The following is a 17,654-nucleotide window of genomic DNA, read 5'->3' as shown; positions in this document are numbered from 1 at the left end:
AGACGCCCGCCTGTGGATGAATCGACCGGATCGCAAAAAGTTGTGGATGAATCCGGGCTCGCCTCTTGCGGGGTGTGAAAAGACGATCCGGCGGTAGGCTGAGGCGCGTGAGCTCAACCGCGCCCGACGAGGCCCCCGCGCGGCGGGTCGCCGCCTTCTTCGACCTGGACAAGACCGTCATCGCGAAGTCCTCCGCGCTGGCATTCTCCCGCCCCTTCTTCGACGAGGGCCTGCTCAACCGTCGCGCCGTGCTCAAGTCGAGCTACGCGCAGTTCCTCATGATGCTGACCGCCGCGGACCACGACCAGATGGAACGCATGCGCGAGAACCTCACGCAGATGGCGAAGGGCTGGAACGTGGAGCAGGTCCGCTCGATCGTGCGGGAGACCCTGCACGACGTGGTCAACCCGCTGGTCTTCGCCGAGGCCGCCGAGCTCATCGCCGGCCACCACGCCCGCGGCCACGACGTGGTCGTGGTGTCCGCGTCCGGCGAGGAGATGGTGCGGCCCATCGCGGAACTGCTGGGCGCCGACCACTCCGTGGCCACCGTGATGGCGGTCGAGGACGGCACCTACAACGGCGAGATCGAGTTCTACTGCTACGGCGAGAACAAGGTCACGGCGATGGAGAAGATCGCCGAGCAGAACGGCTACGACCTCGATCAGTGCTTCGCGTACTCCGATTCGATCACCGACGTGCCGATGCTCGCCGCGGTCGGCCACCCCACGGCGGTGAACCCGGACCGCGGCCTGCGCAAGGAGGCGTCGGAGCGCGGCTGGCCCGTGGTCTCCTTCTCGAATCCCGAGCCCCTGCGGGACCGGATCCCCACGCCGTCGCGGAACTCGCTGCTCGCGTCCGCCGGTCTGGTCGCCCTCGCGGCCGGCGCCGGCGTCGTCACTTACGTTGCGTTGCAGCGTAAGCGGGCGTAACAAGCGGACCGCGGAACCGTTACCGAAATTTCCCGCGCTACCCCTTGCTGTGACCGCCGTCACAAGGTACAAAGGAATCACGGAGCGGCGCAAAGCCAAACCCCCACCGGAAGAGAAGGTCGAGGGTTCCTGAGCGTCAAGGCTCCCAGCGCGGACACCAGGCACCCACGCGGAGCGCGCCGCATTGGCAGAAAGCGCTGTGGGCCTGCGTCACCGGGGAAATCAGTGGTCAGCACAGGTTCGCGGACAGTGAACCCTCCCGCAGGTGAACGCCGAGGCCGTCCACACAGCCCACCCAAGCACGCTTGGTAACCGGGATCCGTGCTAGCGAACGGCGATTCGGACCCGTTCTGAGGACCAGCACCATGCGGTGCACATGCCTCAGCTCAGGCCGGATCGCCGTTGCGCATGTCCGGGGTCCTTCCGCCGGGCACCGCGGTGCGGTTCACCGGTCGGCGAGGGCCAGGGATTCCCGCGCTCCGGCCTCCAGGGCCTGGCAGCACAGCACGACCCACGCGACCACGCCGTCCGTGGATCCCATACCGAAGGCGTCCGCGGCCTCGGCGTAGCTCGGGGCGAACTTCAGCCACGTGGTCTCGGGGATCCCCAGCGCGTGCGGATCGAGGCCCGAGGCCACGGTCACCAGCCGCGACGCGGCGCGCGCCACGACCCCGTCGGACACCTCGAAGGGCTTGAGCGAGAGCAGCTCGCCGTGGACGACCGCCGCGAGAACCGGCGCGGGAGCCTTCGTGCCACCTGTGACCAGGTCCGCGAGCAGACCCAGCCGCTCCCCCGCGCCGGACCGGGGCCGGCCGAGACGCTCGTCGTCCCCGTCCACCAGATCGGCCGCGGCCAGCGTGTGCAACCGCGCAAGCACCTGCAGCGGCGCCCGTCGCCACACGGCGACGGTCGCGTCGAGCGAATCCCCGTCGATCGCCTGATACACGCGCATCGCGCCGGCCAGCACCGGGTCGGTGACGAGCTGGTCCCGGCTGAGCTCGACGGCGCCACCGTCGAGCGCGGCGGACGCGCGGGCTCCGCGCAGGGAGGATTCGGTGGCGGTACCCCGCCATTCCCGGCGGTTCGCGGGGTGCCGGTGCACCTGCGCGAGGGCGTCGCGGGCGGCGTCCGCCGCCTCCGCGACGGCGGGGACGGCGACGAGCGGGCTCAGCGGGTCGGTCACGATCACCCAGCCTAACCCGCCCGTCGGCGCCGCCTCCCGCGCGTCAGCGCGCCAGTTCGATCGATCCGCCGGGGATCGCGTCGATCAGGCTGCGGGTGTAGTCCGACGACGGGTTGTCGTACACCCGATCCGTCGGCCCCGCGTCGACCACCTCACCCTTGCTCATCACCAGGGTCTGGTGCGCGATCTGCTTGACCACCGCCAGATCGTGCGTGATGAACAGGTAGGTGAGCCCCAGCTCCTTCTGGAGGTTCTCCAGCAGCGTGAGGATCTGGGCCTGCACCAGCACGTCGAGCGCGGAGACCGCCTCGTCGAGCACCACCACCTCGGGGTTGAGGGCCAGCGCCCGCGCGATCGCGACGCGCTGCCGCTGCCCGCCCGAGAGCTCGTTCGGGTAGCGATGCAGGGTGTCCACCGGCAGCGCCACCATGTCGAGCAGTTCCTTCGCCCGGTCGATCCGCGAGTTCTTGTCGCCGATGCCGTGCACCACGAGCGGCTCGGAGATCGCCCGGTACACCGAGTACATGGGATCCAAAGAACCGTAAGGGTTCTGGAACACCGGTTGCACCCGGCGACGGAAGGTCTTGGCCTCGGCGCCCGACAGCGTCGACACGTCGACCCCGTCGAATTCGACGGTGCCACTGGTGGGTTCGAGAAGGCCGAGCACCATCTGCGCGACCGTCGACTTGCCCGAACCGGATTCGCCGACCACCGCGGTGGTGGTGCCCCTCTGCATCGTGAAACTCACATCGTTCACCGCGCGGAAGTCCGTGCTCTGGAACGGTAGTGAACCCCGGATCGGGAAGTCCTTCACCAGATGCGACACGACGACCACCTCGGCGGGGCCGTCGACGGCGTCGTCGCGTCCCTCACCCACGACGGTCGCGGCCTCGGCCTTCTCCTCGCGCGCGCCCTCGCCGACTGCGGTGACCGACGGTGCCTCGTCCCGGCGGACCGCCAGCGACGGCGCCGCCGAGACCAGCCGCTTGGTGTACTCGTGCCGCGGATCCTGCAGGATGTCCAGCGCCGGACCGGATTCCACGACGCGACCCTTGTACATCACCACGAGGTGGCTGGCCCGCTCGGCGGCGAGCCCCAGGTCGTGAGTGATGAGCAGCACCGCGGTGCCCAGATCGTCGGTGAGCGTCTCCAGGTGGTCCAGGATCTGCCGCTGCACGGTCACGTCGAGCGCCGACGTGGGCTCGTCGGCGATGAGCAGCTTCGGCCGGCAGGCCAGGCCGATCGCGATGAGCGCGCGCTGCTTCATGCCGCCCGAGAACTCGTGCGGGTACTGGTTCACCCGCTTGTCCGGATCCCGCATCCCCGCCTCGGCGAGCAGTTCCACCGCCCGCTTCTTGGCGTCGCCCTGCTCGGCGTTGTTGGCCTTGAGCGCTTCCCGGACCTGGTACCCCACGCGCCACAGCGGGTTGAGGTTCGTGTTCGGGTCCTGCGGCACCAGGCCGATGCCCGAGCCTCGGATCTTCTGGAACTCCTTCTCCGAGGCCTTCGACAGGTCCTGCCCGTCGAACAGGATGCTGCCGCCCGCCACCGTGCCGGTTCCCTGCAGCAGGCCCATCACGGCCGCCGCGGTCGTCGACTTGCCGGACCCCGACTCGCCGACGATGGCCACCGTCTGCCCCGGATAGACCGTCAGGCTCGCCCCGCGGACCGCGGGGACGGGCTTGCCCTGCACCTGGAACTCCACGACGAGGTCGCGGATCTCCAGCAGCGGATCGGGGATCGTCCCGTCGCCCTTGCTCCCGTCGTGCTTGTTCGCGTCGGACATCAGCGCTTCCTCGCCTTCGGATCGAGCGCATCGCTGAGGACGTCGCCGAGCATCATGAAGGTGAGCACGGTGATCGCCAGCGCGGTGGCGGGATAGAACAGGATCGCGTTGCCCTCGCGGAGCAGCTGCTGCCCATCGGAGATGTCCAAGCCCCAGGACACCTCGCTCGAAGGCAGGCCGATGCCGAGGTACGACAGCGTGGCCTCGGTGACGATGTAGATGCCGAGCGCCACCGTCGCGACCACGATCACCGGTCCGAGGCAGTTCGGGATCACGTGCGTGAAGAGCGTCCTGACTCTCGACGCACCCAGAGACTTCGAGGCGGTGATGAACTCCTCGTTGCGGATCGAGATGGCGGCGGACCGCGCGATGCGGGCGATCTGGGGCCAGCTGAAGATCGCCAGCACGGCGGCCACCGAGAAGACGGTGCGGGTGCTGACCATCTGCATCACGACCACGGCCGCCAGCATGAGCGGGACGCCGAAGAACACGTCGGCGAGGCGCGCGATGAGCGAATCCAGCCAGCCGCCGAAGTAGCCGGCGGTGGCGCCGAGGAGGCCGCCGACCACGACGACCGCGACCGTCGTGAGCACGCCCACGATGACCGAGGCGCGGGCCCCGTAGATGGTGCGGGCGTAGATGTCGTGTCCCTGGAGGTCGGTGCCGAACCAGAACTCGCCGCTGGGCGGGAGCAGGGAACGGTCCAGCGATGCGAAATGGGGGTCCTTGCCGAAGGCGAAGACGCCGGGGAAGAGCACGACGAGCAGGATCAGCGTCAGCAGCGCGACGCAGACCCAGAACAACTTCTTGCTGCGCAGCTCGTTCCACGCGGACTTCCAGAAGCCGGCGGGCTGGACGTCCTCGTCCACGGCGTCGACGGCGCCGACGACCACGTCGTCGGCCGCCGCGACGAAGCGCTCCTGTCCGGGATAGGTGTGATTGTCAGGCATAGCGGATCCTCGGGTCGAGGGCGGCGTAGAGCAAGTCGACCACCACGTTGCAGATGAGGTAGATCACGATCAGGACGGTCACGAAGGAGACCACAGTGGTGGCCTCGCCTCGGATGATCGCCTGGTAGATGGTGCCGCCCACGCCCGGGATGTTGAAGATCCCCTCGGTGACCAGCGCGCCACCCATGAGCGCGCCGATGTCGGCGCCCAGGAAGGTGACCACGGGGATCAGGGAGTTGCGCAGCACGTGCACCAGGACCACCCGGGAGCGGGGCACGCCCTTCGCGGTGGCGGTCCGCACATAGTCCGCGGTGAGGTTCTGCGACACCTGCGAGCGGGTGAGGCGCACGACGTACGCGAACGACACCAGGCCGAGCACGATGCCCGGCAGCAGCAGGTGGTAGAAGTCCAGGTTGCCGCCGACGGTGACCGGGAACCACTCCAGCTTGACGCCGAACACGAACTGGGCGAGGAAGCCGAGCACGAAGATCGGCACCGCGATGATGATCAGCGAGACGAACAGGATCGTGGTGTCGAACCACTTGCCCTTCTTGAGGCCGGCGATCACGCCGAAGAAGATGCCGAGGATCGTCTCGACCGCGAGCGCGATGAGCGCCAGGTTCACCGTGACCGGGAAGGCCCGCTTCATCACGTCCCACACCGGCTGGCCGGAGAAGGAGGTGCCGAAGTCCAGCGAGAACACGCCCTTGATGTAGTACCAGTACTGCACCAGGAAGGGCTGGTCCAGGTGGTACTGGGCGCGCAGGCCCTCGACCACCTCGGGTGGCAGCGTGCGGTCGCCGCCGAGCGCGGCGATCGGGTCCGCCGGGACCAGGAACACGAGCGCGTAGATGAGCAGCGTGGCGCCGAAGAAGACGATCACCAACTGCCCGAGTCTGCTCAGGAGATATCTCAGCATTGCGCTACTCCTTCGTGATGTTCGGGTAGTCGGGACGCCCGTTCCAGGTGAGCTGCCCCGTGACGCCCTCGCCGACGACCGCGGCTTGGAGGTAGTCCCACATGGGAACGATCGGCAGATCGCGCAGGAGAATCTCCTGCGACTTGTTGACGAGATCCGTCGACCGCGCGGGATCGAGCGTCCGCTCCGCCTCCTCGATCAACGCATCGAACTGTGGGTTCGTGTAGTCGCCATCATTCGATCCACCACCGGTCACGTAATTCGGGACAAGAAAGTTGAGCTGCGTCGGGTAATCGCCCTGCCAGCCGTTGCGCCCCGCCGAGGTGAGGGTCTTCTTCGTCAGTTCGTCGCGGATCTGTTTGAAGGTTGCGTAGGGCTTGCCCGCCGCCTCGATCCCGAGCGTGTTCTTGACCTGATTAGTGGTCGCGTCGATCCAGGTCTTGTGTCCGCCGTCCGAGTTGTAGGCGATCGTGAATGCGCCGGACCACGGACGGATGGCGTTGGCCTGGGCCCACCGCTCCCGCGCCTTGTCCGGGTTGTACTTGAGGGTCTCGTTTCCGGGGATGTCATCGCGCCAGCCGGGAACCGCTTTCGCGGTGAAGTCGACCGACGCGTTCCTCATGCCCTGAAACACCTTCTCGATGATCTGGGGGCGATCGATCGACATCGAGATCGCTTGCCTGCGCAGTCGCCCCTCCTCGTCAGGACCGAAATGATCGAGGAACTGCGGGATAACGAACGACTGCGTCTGTGCCGTCGGCCGGATGATCGCGCGGTCACCGAACACCTTCCGGAACGATCGGAGCGCGCTGTCGGGGAGCTCGTCCTGCAGGTCGAGATTGCCTGAGAGAACGTCGGTGTACGCGGCGTCGTACGTCTCGTACATGATGAACGTGATGCCACCGTTCTTCGGCTTCGGCCCCTTGTAGTCCTCGTTCCGGACCACGTCGAGCTGCACGTTGTGCCGCCACTGCTTCAACTTGTACGGACCGTTGCCCACGGGGTTCTGGCCGAACTTCTCCTTGCCCTCGGTGAAGAAGACATCAGGCAGAGGTGAAAACACCATGTAGCCGAGTCCGAGTTTGAAGTCGATGTTCGGGGCGCTCAACCGGATCGAGAACGTGTAGTCATCGATCACCTTCAGCCCGCGCATCTCGCTCACCGGGGAATCGGTGCTCTTGACCTCGTCGAAGCCGTCGATCGCGGCGAAGAAGTCCTGCTGCTTCTGCAGGTTCTTCCCCGCGGCGCCGAAGTTCCAGGCCCGCACGTAGTTCGAGGCTTTGACGGGCGTGCCGTCGGTGAACTTCCAGTCCTTCTTGAGCTTCACCAGGAAGTTCTGGTTATCAGTGGTCTCCACGGATTCCGCGTTCGCCGGTTCCGGCTTGCCGTCAGCCGTGTACTCATACAATCCGTCGAAGAGCATCTCGAGGACCTGCCCGCCACCCTTCTCGTTGGTGTCGGTGGTGACGAGGCCGCTCTGCGGCTCGGTCGAGTTGACCCGAACCACCGCATCTGGGCCCACCGTGTTCTGGGCCTTCGCACCCTCCATACTGCAGCCCGACACCGCCAGGCTCGTGGCGATCGCCGCCGCGAGGATCGCCCGCGGCGCAGACCATCGCCTACTTCGTTTTCTCACTACTACCTCCGCCTGAGTTGGCCACTTCGGTGCTGAGCACTGTAAGGCCGCCCCACCTGTGTTGTCCTGCTAACGGGATCGTTTCGCGTACCGTCGGGCCGCCGGACGGTGCGGGGAGCAACCCCCTGCAACCCCGCCCCTGGCGCGCCGAATTCGGGTAAACCCCTCCTCAAGCCCCTTTCGCGTCCCTACGATTGGCCCATGACTGATTCCGCGACAGCCGCATACCCGCCCTCCGCAGAATTCGCAGCTCAGGCCAATACGCACGGACGTGATTTGTACGATCGTGCCGAAGCCGACCGCCTGGGTTTCTGGGCGGAGCAGGCCGGCCGCCTGCACTGGGACACGCCGTTCGGCGAGGTCCTGGACTGGTCGGGCGCGCCGTTCGCCAAGTGGTTCGTCGGCGGCAGGCTCAACGTCGCGTACAACTGCGTGGACCGGCACGTGGATGCCGGCAACGGCGACCGGGTCGCGATCCACTGGGTCGGCGAGCCGGGCGACAGCCGCGACATCACCTACGCCGATCTCAAGGCCGAGGTGAGCCGCGCCGCGAACTACCTCTCCTCGCTCGGCCTGGCGGCCGGCGACCGGGTGGCGATCTACATGCCGATGGTCCCCGAGGCGATCGTCGCGATGCTCGCGTGCGCGCGCCTGGGCCTCACCCACTCGGTGGTGTTCGGCGGATTCTCCGCGGCCGCGCTGCGTTCGCGCGTCGACGACGCCGAGGCCAAGGTCGTCATCACGACCGACGGCCAGTTCCGCCGCGGCAAGCCCGCGCCGCTCAAGGCCAACGTCGACGAGGCGCTGGACATGGACATCGACGGCAAGAAGGCCGAGTCCGTGCAGAAGGTCATCGTGGTGCAGCGCTGCAAGAACGACGTCGACTGGCACGACCGCGACGTGTGGTGGCACGAGTCGGTGGGCGCGGCGTCGCCCGAGCACACCCCGGAGGCCTTCGACTCCGAGCACCCCCTGTTCCTGCTGTACACGTCGGGCACCACCGGCAAGCCCAAGGGCATCGTGCACAGCTCGGGCGGGTACCTGACCCAGGCCGCGTACACGCACTACTACCTCTTCGACCTCAAGCCCGAGAAGGACGTGTACTGGTGCACGGCCGACATCGGGTGGGTCACGGGGCACACGTACATCGTGTACGGCCCGCTCGCGAACGGCGCCACGCAGATCGTCTACGAGGGCACGCCGAACTCCCCCACCGAGCACCGCCACTTCGAGGTCATCGAGAAGTACGGCGTCTCGATCTACTACATCGCGCCCACCCTGGTGCGCACGTTCATGAAGTGGGGCAGGGAGATCCCCGATGCCCACGACCTCAGCTCGATCCGCGTGCTCGGCTCGGTCGGCGAGCCGATCAACCCCGAGGCGTGGCGCTGGTACCGGGACGTGATCGGCGCGGGCACGGCCCCCATCGTGGACACCTGGTGGCAGACGGAGACCGGCGCCGCCATGGTCGCGCCGCTGCCCGGCACCACGACCCTCAAGCCCGGTTCGGCGATGGAGCCTGTGCCCGGGATCAGCGCCAACATCGTGGACGACGACGGGAACACCCTTCCCCGCGGCGAATCCGGCCTCCTCGTGCTCGACGAGCCGTGGCCGGCCATGCTCCGCGGCATCTGGGGCGACCCGGAGCGCTTCGTGGACACCTACTGGTCGCGGTACGCCGAGCAGGGCTGGTACTTCGCGGGCGACGGTGCGCGGTACGACGAGGACGGCGCCCTCTGGGTGCTGGGCCGCGTGGACGACGTCATGAACATCTCGGGCCACCGGATCTCGACGGCCGAGGTCGAGTCCGCGCTCGTCGGGCACCCCGCCGTCGCCGAGGCCGCCGTCGTGGGCGCCTCCGACGCGACCACCGGCCAGGCCATCGCGGCGTTCGTCATCCTGCGCCAGGGCGTCGACGACTCCGACCCGGACAAGCTCATCGCGGAGATGACGGCCCAGGTGTCCAAGGACATCTCGCCGATCGCCAAGCCGCGGGAGATCAACATCGTTCCCGAGCTGCCCAAGACCCGGTCCGGCAAGATCATGCGCCGCCTGCTCCGCGACGTGGCCGAGGGCCGCGAACTGGGCGACACGTCGACGCTGGTCGATCCCACGGTGTTCGAGAACATCCGCAAGCAGCGCAGCTGAGAGGCTTCCGAAAGCCACGGGAGGGCGGTAACGTCAGTCCACTGTGTCGTCGCGAACCGGCGCGGCCGCAGTGTCCGGGCGTGCCGCCCTCCTCCACAGAGCCCGAACCGCCGTCCTCCCCTATGCGCGCCTGACGGCCGCGGGCTTCCGCCAGCAGTCCACGTACCTGGCGGCGGCCGCCGCGGGCGTGTTCACCAACACCGTTTTCGGGTTCGTCAAGATGGCGATCCTGCTCGCGACCCTCGCGGGCGCGGGAGGCGCCGCCGGCGGGTACACGCCCGAGCTGATGGTGAGCTACATCTTCCTCTCGCAGGGGATGCTCACCGCGATCGGCGCTTTCGGGGGCGACGGTGCCCTCGGCGAGCGGATCCGCACTGGCGATGTCGCGGTCGACTTCCTGCGCCCGCTCGACGTGCAGTTCGCGGCGCTCGCCACGGTGATCGGCGGCGCCGTGTACTCGCTCATCCCCCGCGCGCTCCCGCTCGCGGTGATCGGCGCCGCGACCTCGATGATGGCGTGGGCCTCCGAGCCCGCCGCGTACCCGCTGGCCGCGGTGAGCGTCCTGCTGTCGATCGTGCTGGGACAGGGGCTCCTGTACTGCGTGCAGGTCCTGGGATTCTGGGTGGTCGACACCCGCGGGATCCTGATGTTCTACGTGGTGGTCGGCACCTTCCTCATGGGGATGTTCGTCCCCGTGGGGCTGTTCCCCGGGTGGCTGGAACGGATCGCCGAGCTCACCCCGTTCGCGTGGGTCATCATGCCGCCCTGCGACATCCTCTCCGGACGGATCGACGCCGCACACGGCGCGACGACGGTGGCGATCCAGGCGGCGTGGGTCGTCGCGGTGATCGCGTTGGGCCACATCCTGACTCGGCTCGGTCGCCGACGGCTGGAGGTGCAGGGTGGCTGACCCTCCCACCGGCACCCGCCCCGGCGCGCTCGCGCCCTACCGCGCCGTCCTCGCCTCACGGGTGCAGGCGCAGGTGAGCTACCGCGCCTCGCTGGCGATGGACCTGTTCACCGCCCTCCTCCTGGGCCTGGTCGAGCTCGCCGAGGTGTGGCTGCTCTTCCACAACGCGCCGGTCATCGGCGGACTCACCTTCTCCGCCGTCCTGCTGGTGTTCGCGCTCGCCGACCTCGGATTCTGCTCCGCCGATATCGTTCTCGGGCACCTGGACAAGCTGCCGCGGTACGTGCGGGCGGGCACGATCGACGTGTTCTACCTGCGCCCGCAGCCCATCCTGTTGCAGCTCATGACCAGCGACATCCGGATCCACCGGCTCACCCGGCCCGCCGTCAGCGTGTTCGCCCTCGTCTACGCGCTCACGCACAACGACATCGACTGGGGCCCCGGCACCGTCGGCATGCTGGCGCTCACCCTGGTGTGCGGGCCGCTGATCTACGGCTCCGTGTTCGTGATCGCCGCGGGCCTGCAGTTCGTGCTGGTGAACGGCGCCGAGTTCACCAGCTCCTTCGTGTACGGCGGCAGGTACGCCGCGACGCAGCCGGCGTCGGTGTGGCCCGGCGCGATCAAGGCGACCTTCGGGTTCGTGCTCCCGCTGGCGTTCACCGGTTACCTTCCGGCGCTGTGGATCCTGGGCCTCCCCGGGGTCGGGATGTTCCAGCCGCAACTGGCGTGGCTGCTACCGGTGGTGACACTGTGGGTGACGGCCCTCGCGGGCGCGACGTGGCGGTTCGGACTCAGGCACTACCGGGGAGCGGGCGGATGATCATCGAGACGCGCGGGCTGACGCGCACGTTCGTCAAACGCGGCTGGAACGGCCGTGCCGGTTCCGTCACCACCGCCGTCGATCACTTGGACCTGGCGATCGCGCCCGGCGAATCCGTCGGCTACATCGGGGCGAACGGCGCCGGGAAGTCGACCACCATCAAGATGCTCATGGGCATCCTGGTGCCCACATCGGGCACGGTGCGCACCGTCGGGCTCGATCCCCTGGCCCGGCGGCGCGATGTGGCCCGGCGCGTCGGTGTGGTGTTCGGGCAGCGCTCGCAGCTGTGGTGGGACCTGCCGACCGGACGGTCGCTGGAGATCCTCGCCGCTGTGCACCGCCTCCCCGATGCCGTGGCGAAGCAGCGGGCCGGCCGGCTGATCGAGCAGCTGGAACTGGGCGGGTACCTGGACCGCCCGGTACGGCAGCTCAGTCTCGGCGAGCGGATGCGCGCGGAAGTCGCCGCGGCGCTGATGCATTCACCGGAACTGCTGATCCTCGACGAGCCGACCATCGGCCTCGACGTGCTCAGCAAACAGCGGCTGCGCGAGTTCCTCATCGCGGAGCGCGCGGAACGGGGCCTCACGCTGCTGCTCACCACCCACGACATGGGCGATGTGGAACGGCTGTGCGAGCGGATCCTGGTGGTGGACCACGGCCGCACGGCCTTCGACGGAACGCTCGACGGGCTGATCGGCACGGTCGGGGCCGCGCGGGTGCTCGTGGTCGACCTCGACCGGCCCACGCCGGACCTCGAGGTCGACGGTGCGCGGCACGTCGGCAGCGAGGCGGGCGGCCTGCGACAGCGGCTGGAGCTGACCGCGCCGCTTCCCGAGATCCTCACCGCCATCGGCGGACACGCGACGGTGCGGGACCTCACCGTCGAGGAGCCCGACATCGAGGACGTGGTGCGGCGGCTCTACGAGCGGTCGCGGCCCAGCACCTGAGCGCGGAGCGCGTCGATCGGGTCTCCGCCGCCGCGGCCGGGCGCGGGGCCCGCCTCCGGCGTGCCGAGCGGTCCAGTGAGGTCACGCTCCCAGCGGGTCCAATCGCACACCGCCCAGCGCTCCGCGATCGCCCACCTGCCGTCGCGCCGCTCGAACCGGTCCACGTAGCGCAGCCCCAGGGTGAGGTACGCCTGCAACTCGGCTCCCGGCGCGGACCAGTGCGTCGCCGTCGCGTAGGTCTCGACCGCGGCCACGTCGCCGGCGATCTCGCTGAGATGGTTGCCCACCTGGTGGTGGGTGCCGCCGAGCGACTCCAGCTGGCCGCGCACCCACGGCACGTACTCCTCGACGGGGCCGTCGAATCCGGTGTGGTGGTCCACGGCGCCGGGGTGGTAGCAGGCGCGGACGGCATTGAGATCGAGCCTGTCGATGCCGCGGCAGTACCGCAGCAGCACGTCGTGGATCTCCTGGCGGGCGAGAAGGTCGTCGAGGGACATCCTGCGAGTGGACCACAACCGCCCCACCGGGTAGGCAGAGACGCATGGGATTCACGCGCGAGGAACTGCTGGCGTACGGCGACACCGAGGTCCCGGACCTCATCGGGCCCGGCTGCAGGCTCCTGTTCGCGGGGATCAACCCCGGGCTGTGGACCGCTGCCACCGGCGCCCACTTCGCGCGGCCCGGCAACCGCTTCTACCCCGCGCTGCACGCCGCCGGCATCACGCCGTACGTCATCGACGCCTCCGACGGGATGACCTTCCGCGACCGGAACACCCTCGTGGATGCGGGGATCGGCATCACCAACGTCGCTCCGCGGGCGACGGCGAAGGCGAGCGAGCTCACGACCGAGGAACTCCGCGCGGGTGGCCGCGCGCTGGTCGAGCGCGTCGAACGGGTGCGCCCCGGGGTCCTCGCAGTCCTCGGGATCACCGCCTACCGCACGGCCTTCGGCGAGCGGGCGGCGGCGCCCGGGCGCCAGCAGCGCACCGTCGGTGATGCCGAGCTGTGGGTGCTCCCCAACCCGAGCGGCCTGAACGCGCACGAGACCGTCGCGACGCTGGCGGCGGCGTACCGTCGGGCGGCGGACGCCGCAGGCGTACCCGACCTGCGTGACGGCGCCGGGGACTAGACCTGGTCGAGCTCCACGTCGCGGGTCTCCTTCATCACCAGGAGAGCGATCAACGTGGCCCCGCCGGCGATGGCGAGGTAGACGCCCACCCAGCCGACGCCGTACGAGCTCACCAGCCAGGTGGCGATGAACGGCGCGATCGCGGCGCCCAGGATGGAGGCGAAGTTGTAGGAGATTCCGCTGCCCGTGTACCGGACGTTGGTCGCGAACAGCTCCGGCAGCACCGCACTCATCGGCCCGAAGGTGAGCCCCATCAGCGTGAGCCCGGCGATGAGCACCACCAGCATGGTGGTCTCGGTCGTGCTCTCCGGGTTGAGGATCCAGTAGAACGACAGCCCGTACGCCATGATCGCCACGGTCACGATGATGAGCACCAGGCGCCGGCCGAACCGGTCGGCGAGGCGCCCGGACACCGCCACGAACACCGCGAAGAACAGCACCGCGATCAGCTGCATCTGCAGGAAGTCGATGTAGGAGATGCCGAGCTTGATCCCCGACTTGTCCACGACCTTGCCCGTTCCGTAGGACACGATCCATGTGGTCACCAGGTAGAACAGCGTGTACGTGGCCACCATGACGAAGGTGCCGATGATCAGCGGCCGCCACGCGGTGCGCAGCACCTCGCCCAGCGGCGCCTTGACCTTCTTGCCCTCCTCGACGGCCCGCGCGAAGACGGGGGTCTCGGTGAGCTTGAGCCGCACGTACAGGCCCACGATCACCATGATCGCGGACAGCAGGAACGGGATGCGCCAGCCCCACGTCATGAACGCGTGGTTCGCGTCGGCGCTCTTGGAGTCGTAGTCCATCACCTGCATGATCAGCAGGAACACGCCGTTGGCGAGGAAGAAGCCGAACGGGGCGCCCAGCTGCGGCCACATCGCGGCCCACGCGCGTTTGCCCTTCTCGGCCGTCTCGGTCGCGAGCAGCGCGGCGCCAGACCACTCGCCGCCCAGGCCCAGGCCCTGCGCGAAGCGCATCAGCGCCAGCAGCGCGGGCGCCAGGTACCCGGTGGACTCGAAGGTGGGGAGGACGCCGATGAGGAAGGTCGCGATGCCCATCGTGAGCAGCGATCCCACCAGGGTTGCCTTGCGGCCCACGCGATCGCCGAAGTGGCCGAACAGGATCGAGCCCAGCGGGCGGGCCGCGAACGCCAACCCGAAGGTGGCGAACGACGCGAGCAGCGCCGCGGTGTCGTCCCCCTTCGGGAAGAACAGCGTCGGGAAGACCAGCACTGCTGCGGTCGCGTAGATGTAGAAGTCGAAGAACTCGATGGTGGTGCCCACCATGGAGGCGACGACGATGCGCCTGCGATTCACCCGGAGGACAGTACTGCGCCGGTGATCCGTATCACCGACCGGCCCTGCGGTACGTTCGACTGATGAGTGACGCATCGTCGGACCAGGAGACGAGCGCCCTATCGCGGTTCCTTCGCACCGAGACCGTCGGCGGCACCGCCCTGCTGTTCGCCGCGTTCGTGGCGCTCGTGTGGGCCAACTCCCCGTTCGCGGACGCCTACCACGGGCTCAGTGAGTTCACCCTCGGCAGCGACGACTGGTCCGTGTTCGGCCAACCGCTGCACCTCGAGCTGACGCTGGCCGACTGGGCCAAGGACGGGCTGCTCGCCGTCTTCTTCTTCGTCGCCGGCCTCGAGCTCAAACGCGAACTGGTGGTGGGCGAGCTCTCCACCCTGCGCGGCGCGGCGCTCCCGGTGATCTGCGCGACCGGCGGCGTGATCGTGCCCGCGCTCATCGCCGCCGCGGTGGCGCACGACAATCCGCACATCGGAACCGCGTGGGCCATCCCCATCGCCACCGACATCGCGTTCGCCCTGGGCATCCTGTCGCTCATCGGATCCCGGTTGCCGTCGGGGGCGCGCGTGTTCCTGTTGGGCCTGGCCGTGGTCGACGATCTCATCGCGATCGCCGTGATCGCGGTGCTGTTCTCGCACGGCCTCAGCGCGCTGTGGCTCGGCGTCGCCGCCGCCGGCTGCGTGATCTGGGTGCTCGGCCAGCGGGCCAGGATCACCACGCCCCTGCTGTACATCCCCGTCGCGATCGTCGTGTGGATCGCGATGCTGCAGTCGGGCGTCCACGCCACTATCGCGGGGGTCGCGCTGGGGCTGCTGACCCGCGTGCGGCCGGATCCGGGTGAGGCGTCGGCGCCCGCGGAGCGGATCGAGCACCGGATCCAGCCGATCTCGGCCCTGATCTGCGTGCCGATCTTCGCGTTCTTCGCGTCCGGGGTCACGGTGAACGGGTCGGTGTTCCGCGAGTTGTTCACCAACGACCTGTCGATCGCGATCATGGCCGGCCTGTTCTTCGGCAAGATCATCGGCATCTCGGGCTCGAGCATCCTCGCGGTGCGGCTGCGGATCGCCGAGCGTCCCGCGGGGCTCTACACGCGGGACATCCTGGCGCTCAGCGTGCTCGGCGCGATCGGCTTCACCGTCAGCCTGCTCGTCGCCGAGCTCTCCCTGGGCGACGACCAGGTGGAACTCGCCAAGGCGGCGGTGCTCCTGACCTCGGTGGTGGCGTCGGTGATCGGGTCGCTCCTGCTGCTGCGGCGCGGTCGCGTGCACACCGCCCTCTAGTCCTCGGGACCCCGTCGGGACCCCGGCGGGACCCCGGCGGAACTCGGGCGGAACTCGGGCGGAATCCCCTCCGGGCGGCGCACGGAATTCGCACGGATTACGAACCCTCGGCGCGGTCGCCTACACACGGGTAGGTGACCTCTGGCACGATGACAACGAATAGAGGAGGACGACAGTGAGCTTGGACAGCACACCCACCACCGGAACGCCGAAGACCCTTTCGGCGATCCCCCTCACCGATCCGAACGTGACCTCGACCGGCGAGCCCTCCATCGGCAGCCTGGTGCGCGACGCATCGGCGCAGGTGTCCTCGCTGGTCCGGGCCGAGGTCGAACTGGCGAAGGCCGAGACCGTCCAGGACGTGAAGAAGGCGGCCACCGGGTCGGCGTTCTTCGCGATAGCCGGCGTGGTCGCGCTGTACTCGTCGTTCTTCTTCTTCTTTTTCCTCACCTGGCTGCTCAACGTGTGGCTGCCGATGTGGGCCTCCGCGCTGATCGTGTTCGTCCTGATGATCGTCGTGGCGGGCGTCGCCGCGCTGCTCGGCTACCTCAAGGTCAAGCGGATCCGCGGACCGCAGAAGACGATCGAGTCGCTCAAGCAGTCGCAGTCCCTGCTGTCGTCGGACGCGAAGGCGGCGGCCGGGGCGTCCTCGGCGCCGGCCAAGCAGTCCTGACCGGGCCCGGCCGCCCGGCCACGAGGTACCCGTGGTGACCAGTCCCGATCCGTCCAGCGTCCGGTTCCCCGGACCGTGGGAGCACCTCGACGTGCGCGCGAACGGCATCCGCCTGCACGCCGTCGAGTACCGCCCGGAGGGCCCCGTCGACGGCGCATCGAACGCCGCCGACGCGCAGGCACCGCACGACCGTCCCCTCGTGGTGTTCCTGCACGGCTTCGGCGGATTCTGGTGGAGTTGGCGCCACCTCATGCCCGTCGTCCACGACGCGGGCCACCGCGCCGTGGCCGTGGACCTGCGCGGCTACGGCGACAGCGACAAGCCGCCCCGCGGCTACGACGGCTGGACCCTGGCCGGCGACGTGAGCGGCCTCGTCCGCGCCCTGGGCCACACCTCCGCGGCGCTCGTCGGGCACGGCGAGGGCGGCCTCGGCTGCTGGGCCACGGCCACCCTCCATCCGCGGGTGGTCTCCGCGCTCACCATGATCTCCTCGCCGCACCCGATCGCGCTCAAGCGCTCCGCGATCCGCAACAAGGACCAGCGCTCGGCGATGCTCGGCCCGATCACCTTCGCGCAGCTGCCCCGCGTCGCCGAGGACCGGCTCACCCGCGACGACGGGGCCGAGATCGCGCAACTCATCGAGGCCCGCAGCGGCGCGACGTGGCGCCGCACCGCCGACTACATCGACGCCGTCGACCGGTACCGCAGCGCCATCCGGATCCCCGGCACCGCGCACTCCGCCCTGGAGTACGCGCGCTGGGCCTGGCGCAGCCAGTTCCGGCCCGACGGGAGCAGGTTCCTCAACCGGATGAACCAGCGGCTGCACATCCCCGTGCTCGCGTTCCGCGGCGAGGACGACCCGTACGTGCTGCCGCAGCCCGTGTACTCCAGCCACGACTGGGCGAACGACTACCGCGTCCGGGCCGTCGACGGCGCCGGCCATTACGCCCACGAGGAGGCGCCGCGCACCGTCGGGCCGCAGCTCGTGGACTTCCTGCGGGCCCTGCCCGGGCCCCGGCTGCTGCCCTGAACCG

General features: G+C 69.0%; 16 protein-coding genes. 9 read left to right on the top strand and 7 right to left on the bottom strand.

All coding sequences use genetic code 11. From position 1 onward, the window contains the following. Window positions 1-107: 107 nt before the first annotated feature. The gene (locus BN39_RS08025) at window positions 108-929 is read left to right on the top strand and encodes an HAD family phosphatase (RefSeq protein ID WP_019201864.1); all 822 of its coding nucleotides are present in this window, start codon (window positions 108-110) and stop codon (window positions 927-929) included. Between the two features lie 445 nt (window positions 930-1,374). On the opposite strand, the gene BN39_RS08020 is transcribed toward BN39_RS08025, so the two are convergent. Genes BN39_RS08020 through BN39_RS08000 form a run of 5 tightly spaced genes read right to left on the bottom strand, consistent with a single transcriptional unit; the run spans window position 1,375 to window position 7,316 of the window. Continuing rightward, window positions 1,375-2,112 carry a hypothetical protein gene (locus BN39_RS08020; RefSeq protein WP_040766967.1) on the bottom strand — a complete coding sequence of 246 codons (738 nt, stop codon included), beginning with the start codon at window positions 2,110-2,112 and terminating at the stop codon, window positions 1,375-1,377. A 43-nt stretch (window positions 2,113-2,155) separates the two neighbouring features. Beyond that, on the bottom strand, window positions 2,156-3,898 hold the full coding sequence (locus BN39_RS08015) for an ABC transporter ATP-binding protein (RefSeq protein WP_019201862.1): 1,743 nt from the start codon (window positions 3,896-3,898) through the stop codon (window positions 2,156-2,158). After that, window positions 3,898-4,848, bottom strand: coding sequence for an ABC transporter permease (locus tag BN39_RS08010; protein ID WP_019201861.1), 951 nt, complete (start codon window positions 4,846-4,848; stop codon window positions 3,898-3,900). Before BN39_RS08010 ends, BN39_RS08015 begins: the two co-directional genes overlap by 1 nt. Beyond that, on the bottom strand, window positions 4,841-5,767 hold the full coding sequence (locus tag BN39_RS08005; RefSeq protein WP_019201860.1) for an ABC transporter permease: 927 nt from the start codon (window positions 5,765-5,767) through the stop codon (window positions 4,841-4,843). Before BN39_RS08005 ends, BN39_RS08010 begins: the two co-directional genes overlap by 8 nt. A gap of 4 nt (window positions 5,768-5,771) precedes the next feature. After that, window positions 5,772-7,316, bottom strand: coding sequence for an ABC transporter substrate-binding protein (locus tag BN39_RS08000; protein ID WP_019201859.1), 1,545 nt, complete (start codon window positions 7,314-7,316; stop codon window positions 5,772-5,774). Between the two features lie 288 nt (window positions 7,317-7,604). Here BN39_RS08000 and acs point away from each other — a divergent pair, with 288 nt between their 5' ends. From acs to BN39_RS07980, 4 genes are read left to right on the top strand one after another with little or no spacing between them, the layout of a single operon-like run. Further along, a complete protein-coding gene (gene acs, locus BN39_RS07995) occupies window positions 7,605-9,551 on the top strand; it encodes an acetate--CoA ligase (protein WP_040766027.1) in 1,947 nt (648 codons plus the stop codon). Window positions 9,552-9,594: 43 nt separating this feature from the next. Beyond that, the gene (locus tag BN39_RS07990; protein WP_019201857.1) at window positions 9,595-10,461 is read left to right on the top strand and encodes an ABC-2 family transporter protein; all 867 of its coding nucleotides are present in this window, start codon (window positions 9,595-9,597) and stop codon (window positions 10,459-10,461) included. After that, entirely contained in the window at window positions 10,454-11,281 is an 828-nt protein-coding gene (locus BN39_RS07985; protein ID WP_019201856.1) for an ABC transporter permease, read from the top strand. Before BN39_RS07990 ends, BN39_RS07985 begins: the two co-directional genes overlap by 8 nt. Next, window positions 11,278-12,228 (top strand): ATP-binding cassette domain-containing protein, encoded by a 951-nt coding sequence (locus tag BN39_RS07980; protein ID WP_019201855.1) that lies wholly within the window; start codon window positions 11,278-11,280, stop codon window positions 12,226-12,228. Before BN39_RS07985 ends, BN39_RS07980 begins: the two co-directional genes overlap by 4 nt. On the opposite strand, the gene BN39_RS07975 is transcribed toward BN39_RS07980, so the two are convergent. Beyond that, entirely contained in the window at window positions 12,201-12,725 is a 525-nt protein-coding gene (locus BN39_RS07975) for a nuclear transport factor 2 family protein (RefSeq protein ID WP_019201854.1), read from the bottom strand. The two genes, BN39_RS07980 and BN39_RS07975, sit on opposite strands and share 28 nt — an antisense overlap. A gap of 44 nt (window positions 12,726-12,769) precedes the next feature. On the opposite strand from BN39_RS07975, the gene mug reads away from it, so the two are divergent. Further along, window positions 12,770-13,357 carry a G/U mismatch-specific DNA glycosylase gene (gene mug, locus BN39_RS07970; protein WP_019201853.1) on the top strand — a complete coding sequence of 196 codons (588 nt, stop codon included), beginning with the start codon at window positions 12,770-12,772 and terminating at the stop codon, window positions 13,355-13,357. On the opposite strand, the gene BN39_RS07965 is transcribed toward mug, so the two are convergent. Then, window positions 13,354-14,643, bottom strand: coding sequence for an MFS transporter (locus tag BN39_RS07965; protein ID WP_237741674.1), 1,290 nt, complete (start codon window positions 14,641-14,643; stop codon window positions 13,354-13,356). The two genes, mug and BN39_RS07965, sit on opposite strands and share 4 nt — an antisense overlap. A 92-nt stretch (window positions 14,644-14,735) precedes the next feature. On the opposite strand from BN39_RS07965, the gene nhaA reads away from it, so the two are divergent. The 3 genes from nhaA (at window position 14,736) to BN39_RS07950 (ending at window position 17,650) form a co-directional block, all read left to right on the top strand. Beyond that, window positions 14,736-15,947, top strand: a complete 1,212-nt coding sequence (nhaA, locus tag BN39_RS07960; RefSeq protein WP_019201851.1) for a Na+/H+ antiporter NhaA — start codon at window positions 14,736-14,738, stop codon at window positions 15,945-15,947. Between the two features lie 175 nt (window positions 15,948-16,122). Continuing rightward, a complete protein-coding gene (locus tag BN39_RS07955; RefSeq protein WP_019201850.1) occupies window positions 16,123-16,620 on the top strand; it encodes a phage holin family protein in 498 nt (165 codons plus the stop codon). A 34-nt stretch (window positions 16,621-16,654) separates the two neighbouring features. Beyond that, window positions 16,655-17,650, top strand: a complete 996-nt coding sequence (locus tag BN39_RS07950) for an alpha/beta fold hydrolase (RefSeq protein WP_040766959.1) — start codon at window positions 16,655-16,657, stop codon at window positions 17,648-17,650. Window positions 17,651-17,654: the final 4 nt, after the last annotated feature.

Source organism: Tsukamurella sp. 1534, from assembly GCF_000312385.1.
Lineage (GTDB): Bacteria > Actinomycetota > Actinomycetes > Mycobacteriales > Mycobacteriaceae > Tsukamurella.
The sequence above is the reverse complement of the archived record's forward strand: the minus strand, read 5'-3'. Positions and strand labels throughout refer to the sequence as shown.

Bases quoted from the DNA above. Each gene is read 5' to 3' on its own strand.
- mug (WP_019201853.1), top strand. From the start codon at position 12,770: ATGGGATTCACGCGCGAGGAACTGCTGGCGTACGGCGACACCGAGGTC.
- BN39_RS08015 (WP_019201862.1), bottom strand. From the start codon at position 3,898: ATGTCCGACGCGAACAAGCACGACGGGAGCAAGGGCGACGGGACGATC.
- nhaA (WP_019201851.1), top strand. From the start codon at position 14,736: ATGAGTGACGCATCGTCGGACCAGGAGACGAGCGCCCTATCGCGGTTC.
- BN39_RS07980 (WP_019201855.1), top strand. From the start codon at position 11,278: ATGATCATCGAGACGCGCGGGCTGACGCGCACGTTCGTCAAACGCGGC.
- BN39_RS08010 (WP_019201861.1), bottom strand. From the start codon at position 4,848: ATGCCTGACAATCACACCTATCCCGGACAGGAGCGCTTCGTCGCGGCG.
- acs (WP_040766027.1), top strand. From the start codon at position 7,605: ATGACTGATTCCGCGACAGCCGCATACCCGCCCTCCGCAGAATTCGCA.
- BN39_RS07975 (WP_019201854.1), bottom strand. From the start codon at position 12,725: ATGTCCCTCGACGACCTTCTCGCCCGCCAGGAGATCCACGACGTGCTG.
- BN39_RS08000 (WP_019201859.1), bottom strand. From the start codon at position 7,316: ATGGAGGGTGCGAAGGCCCAGAACACGGTGGGCCCAGATGCGGTGGTT.
- BN39_RS07965 (WP_237741674.1), bottom strand. From the start codon at position 14,643: ATGGTGGGCACCACCATCGAGTTCTTCGACTTCTACATCTACGCGACC.
- BN39_RS08005 (WP_019201860.1), bottom strand. From the start codon at position 5,767: ATGCTGAGATATCTCCTGAGCAGACTCGGGCAGTTGGTGATCGTCTTC.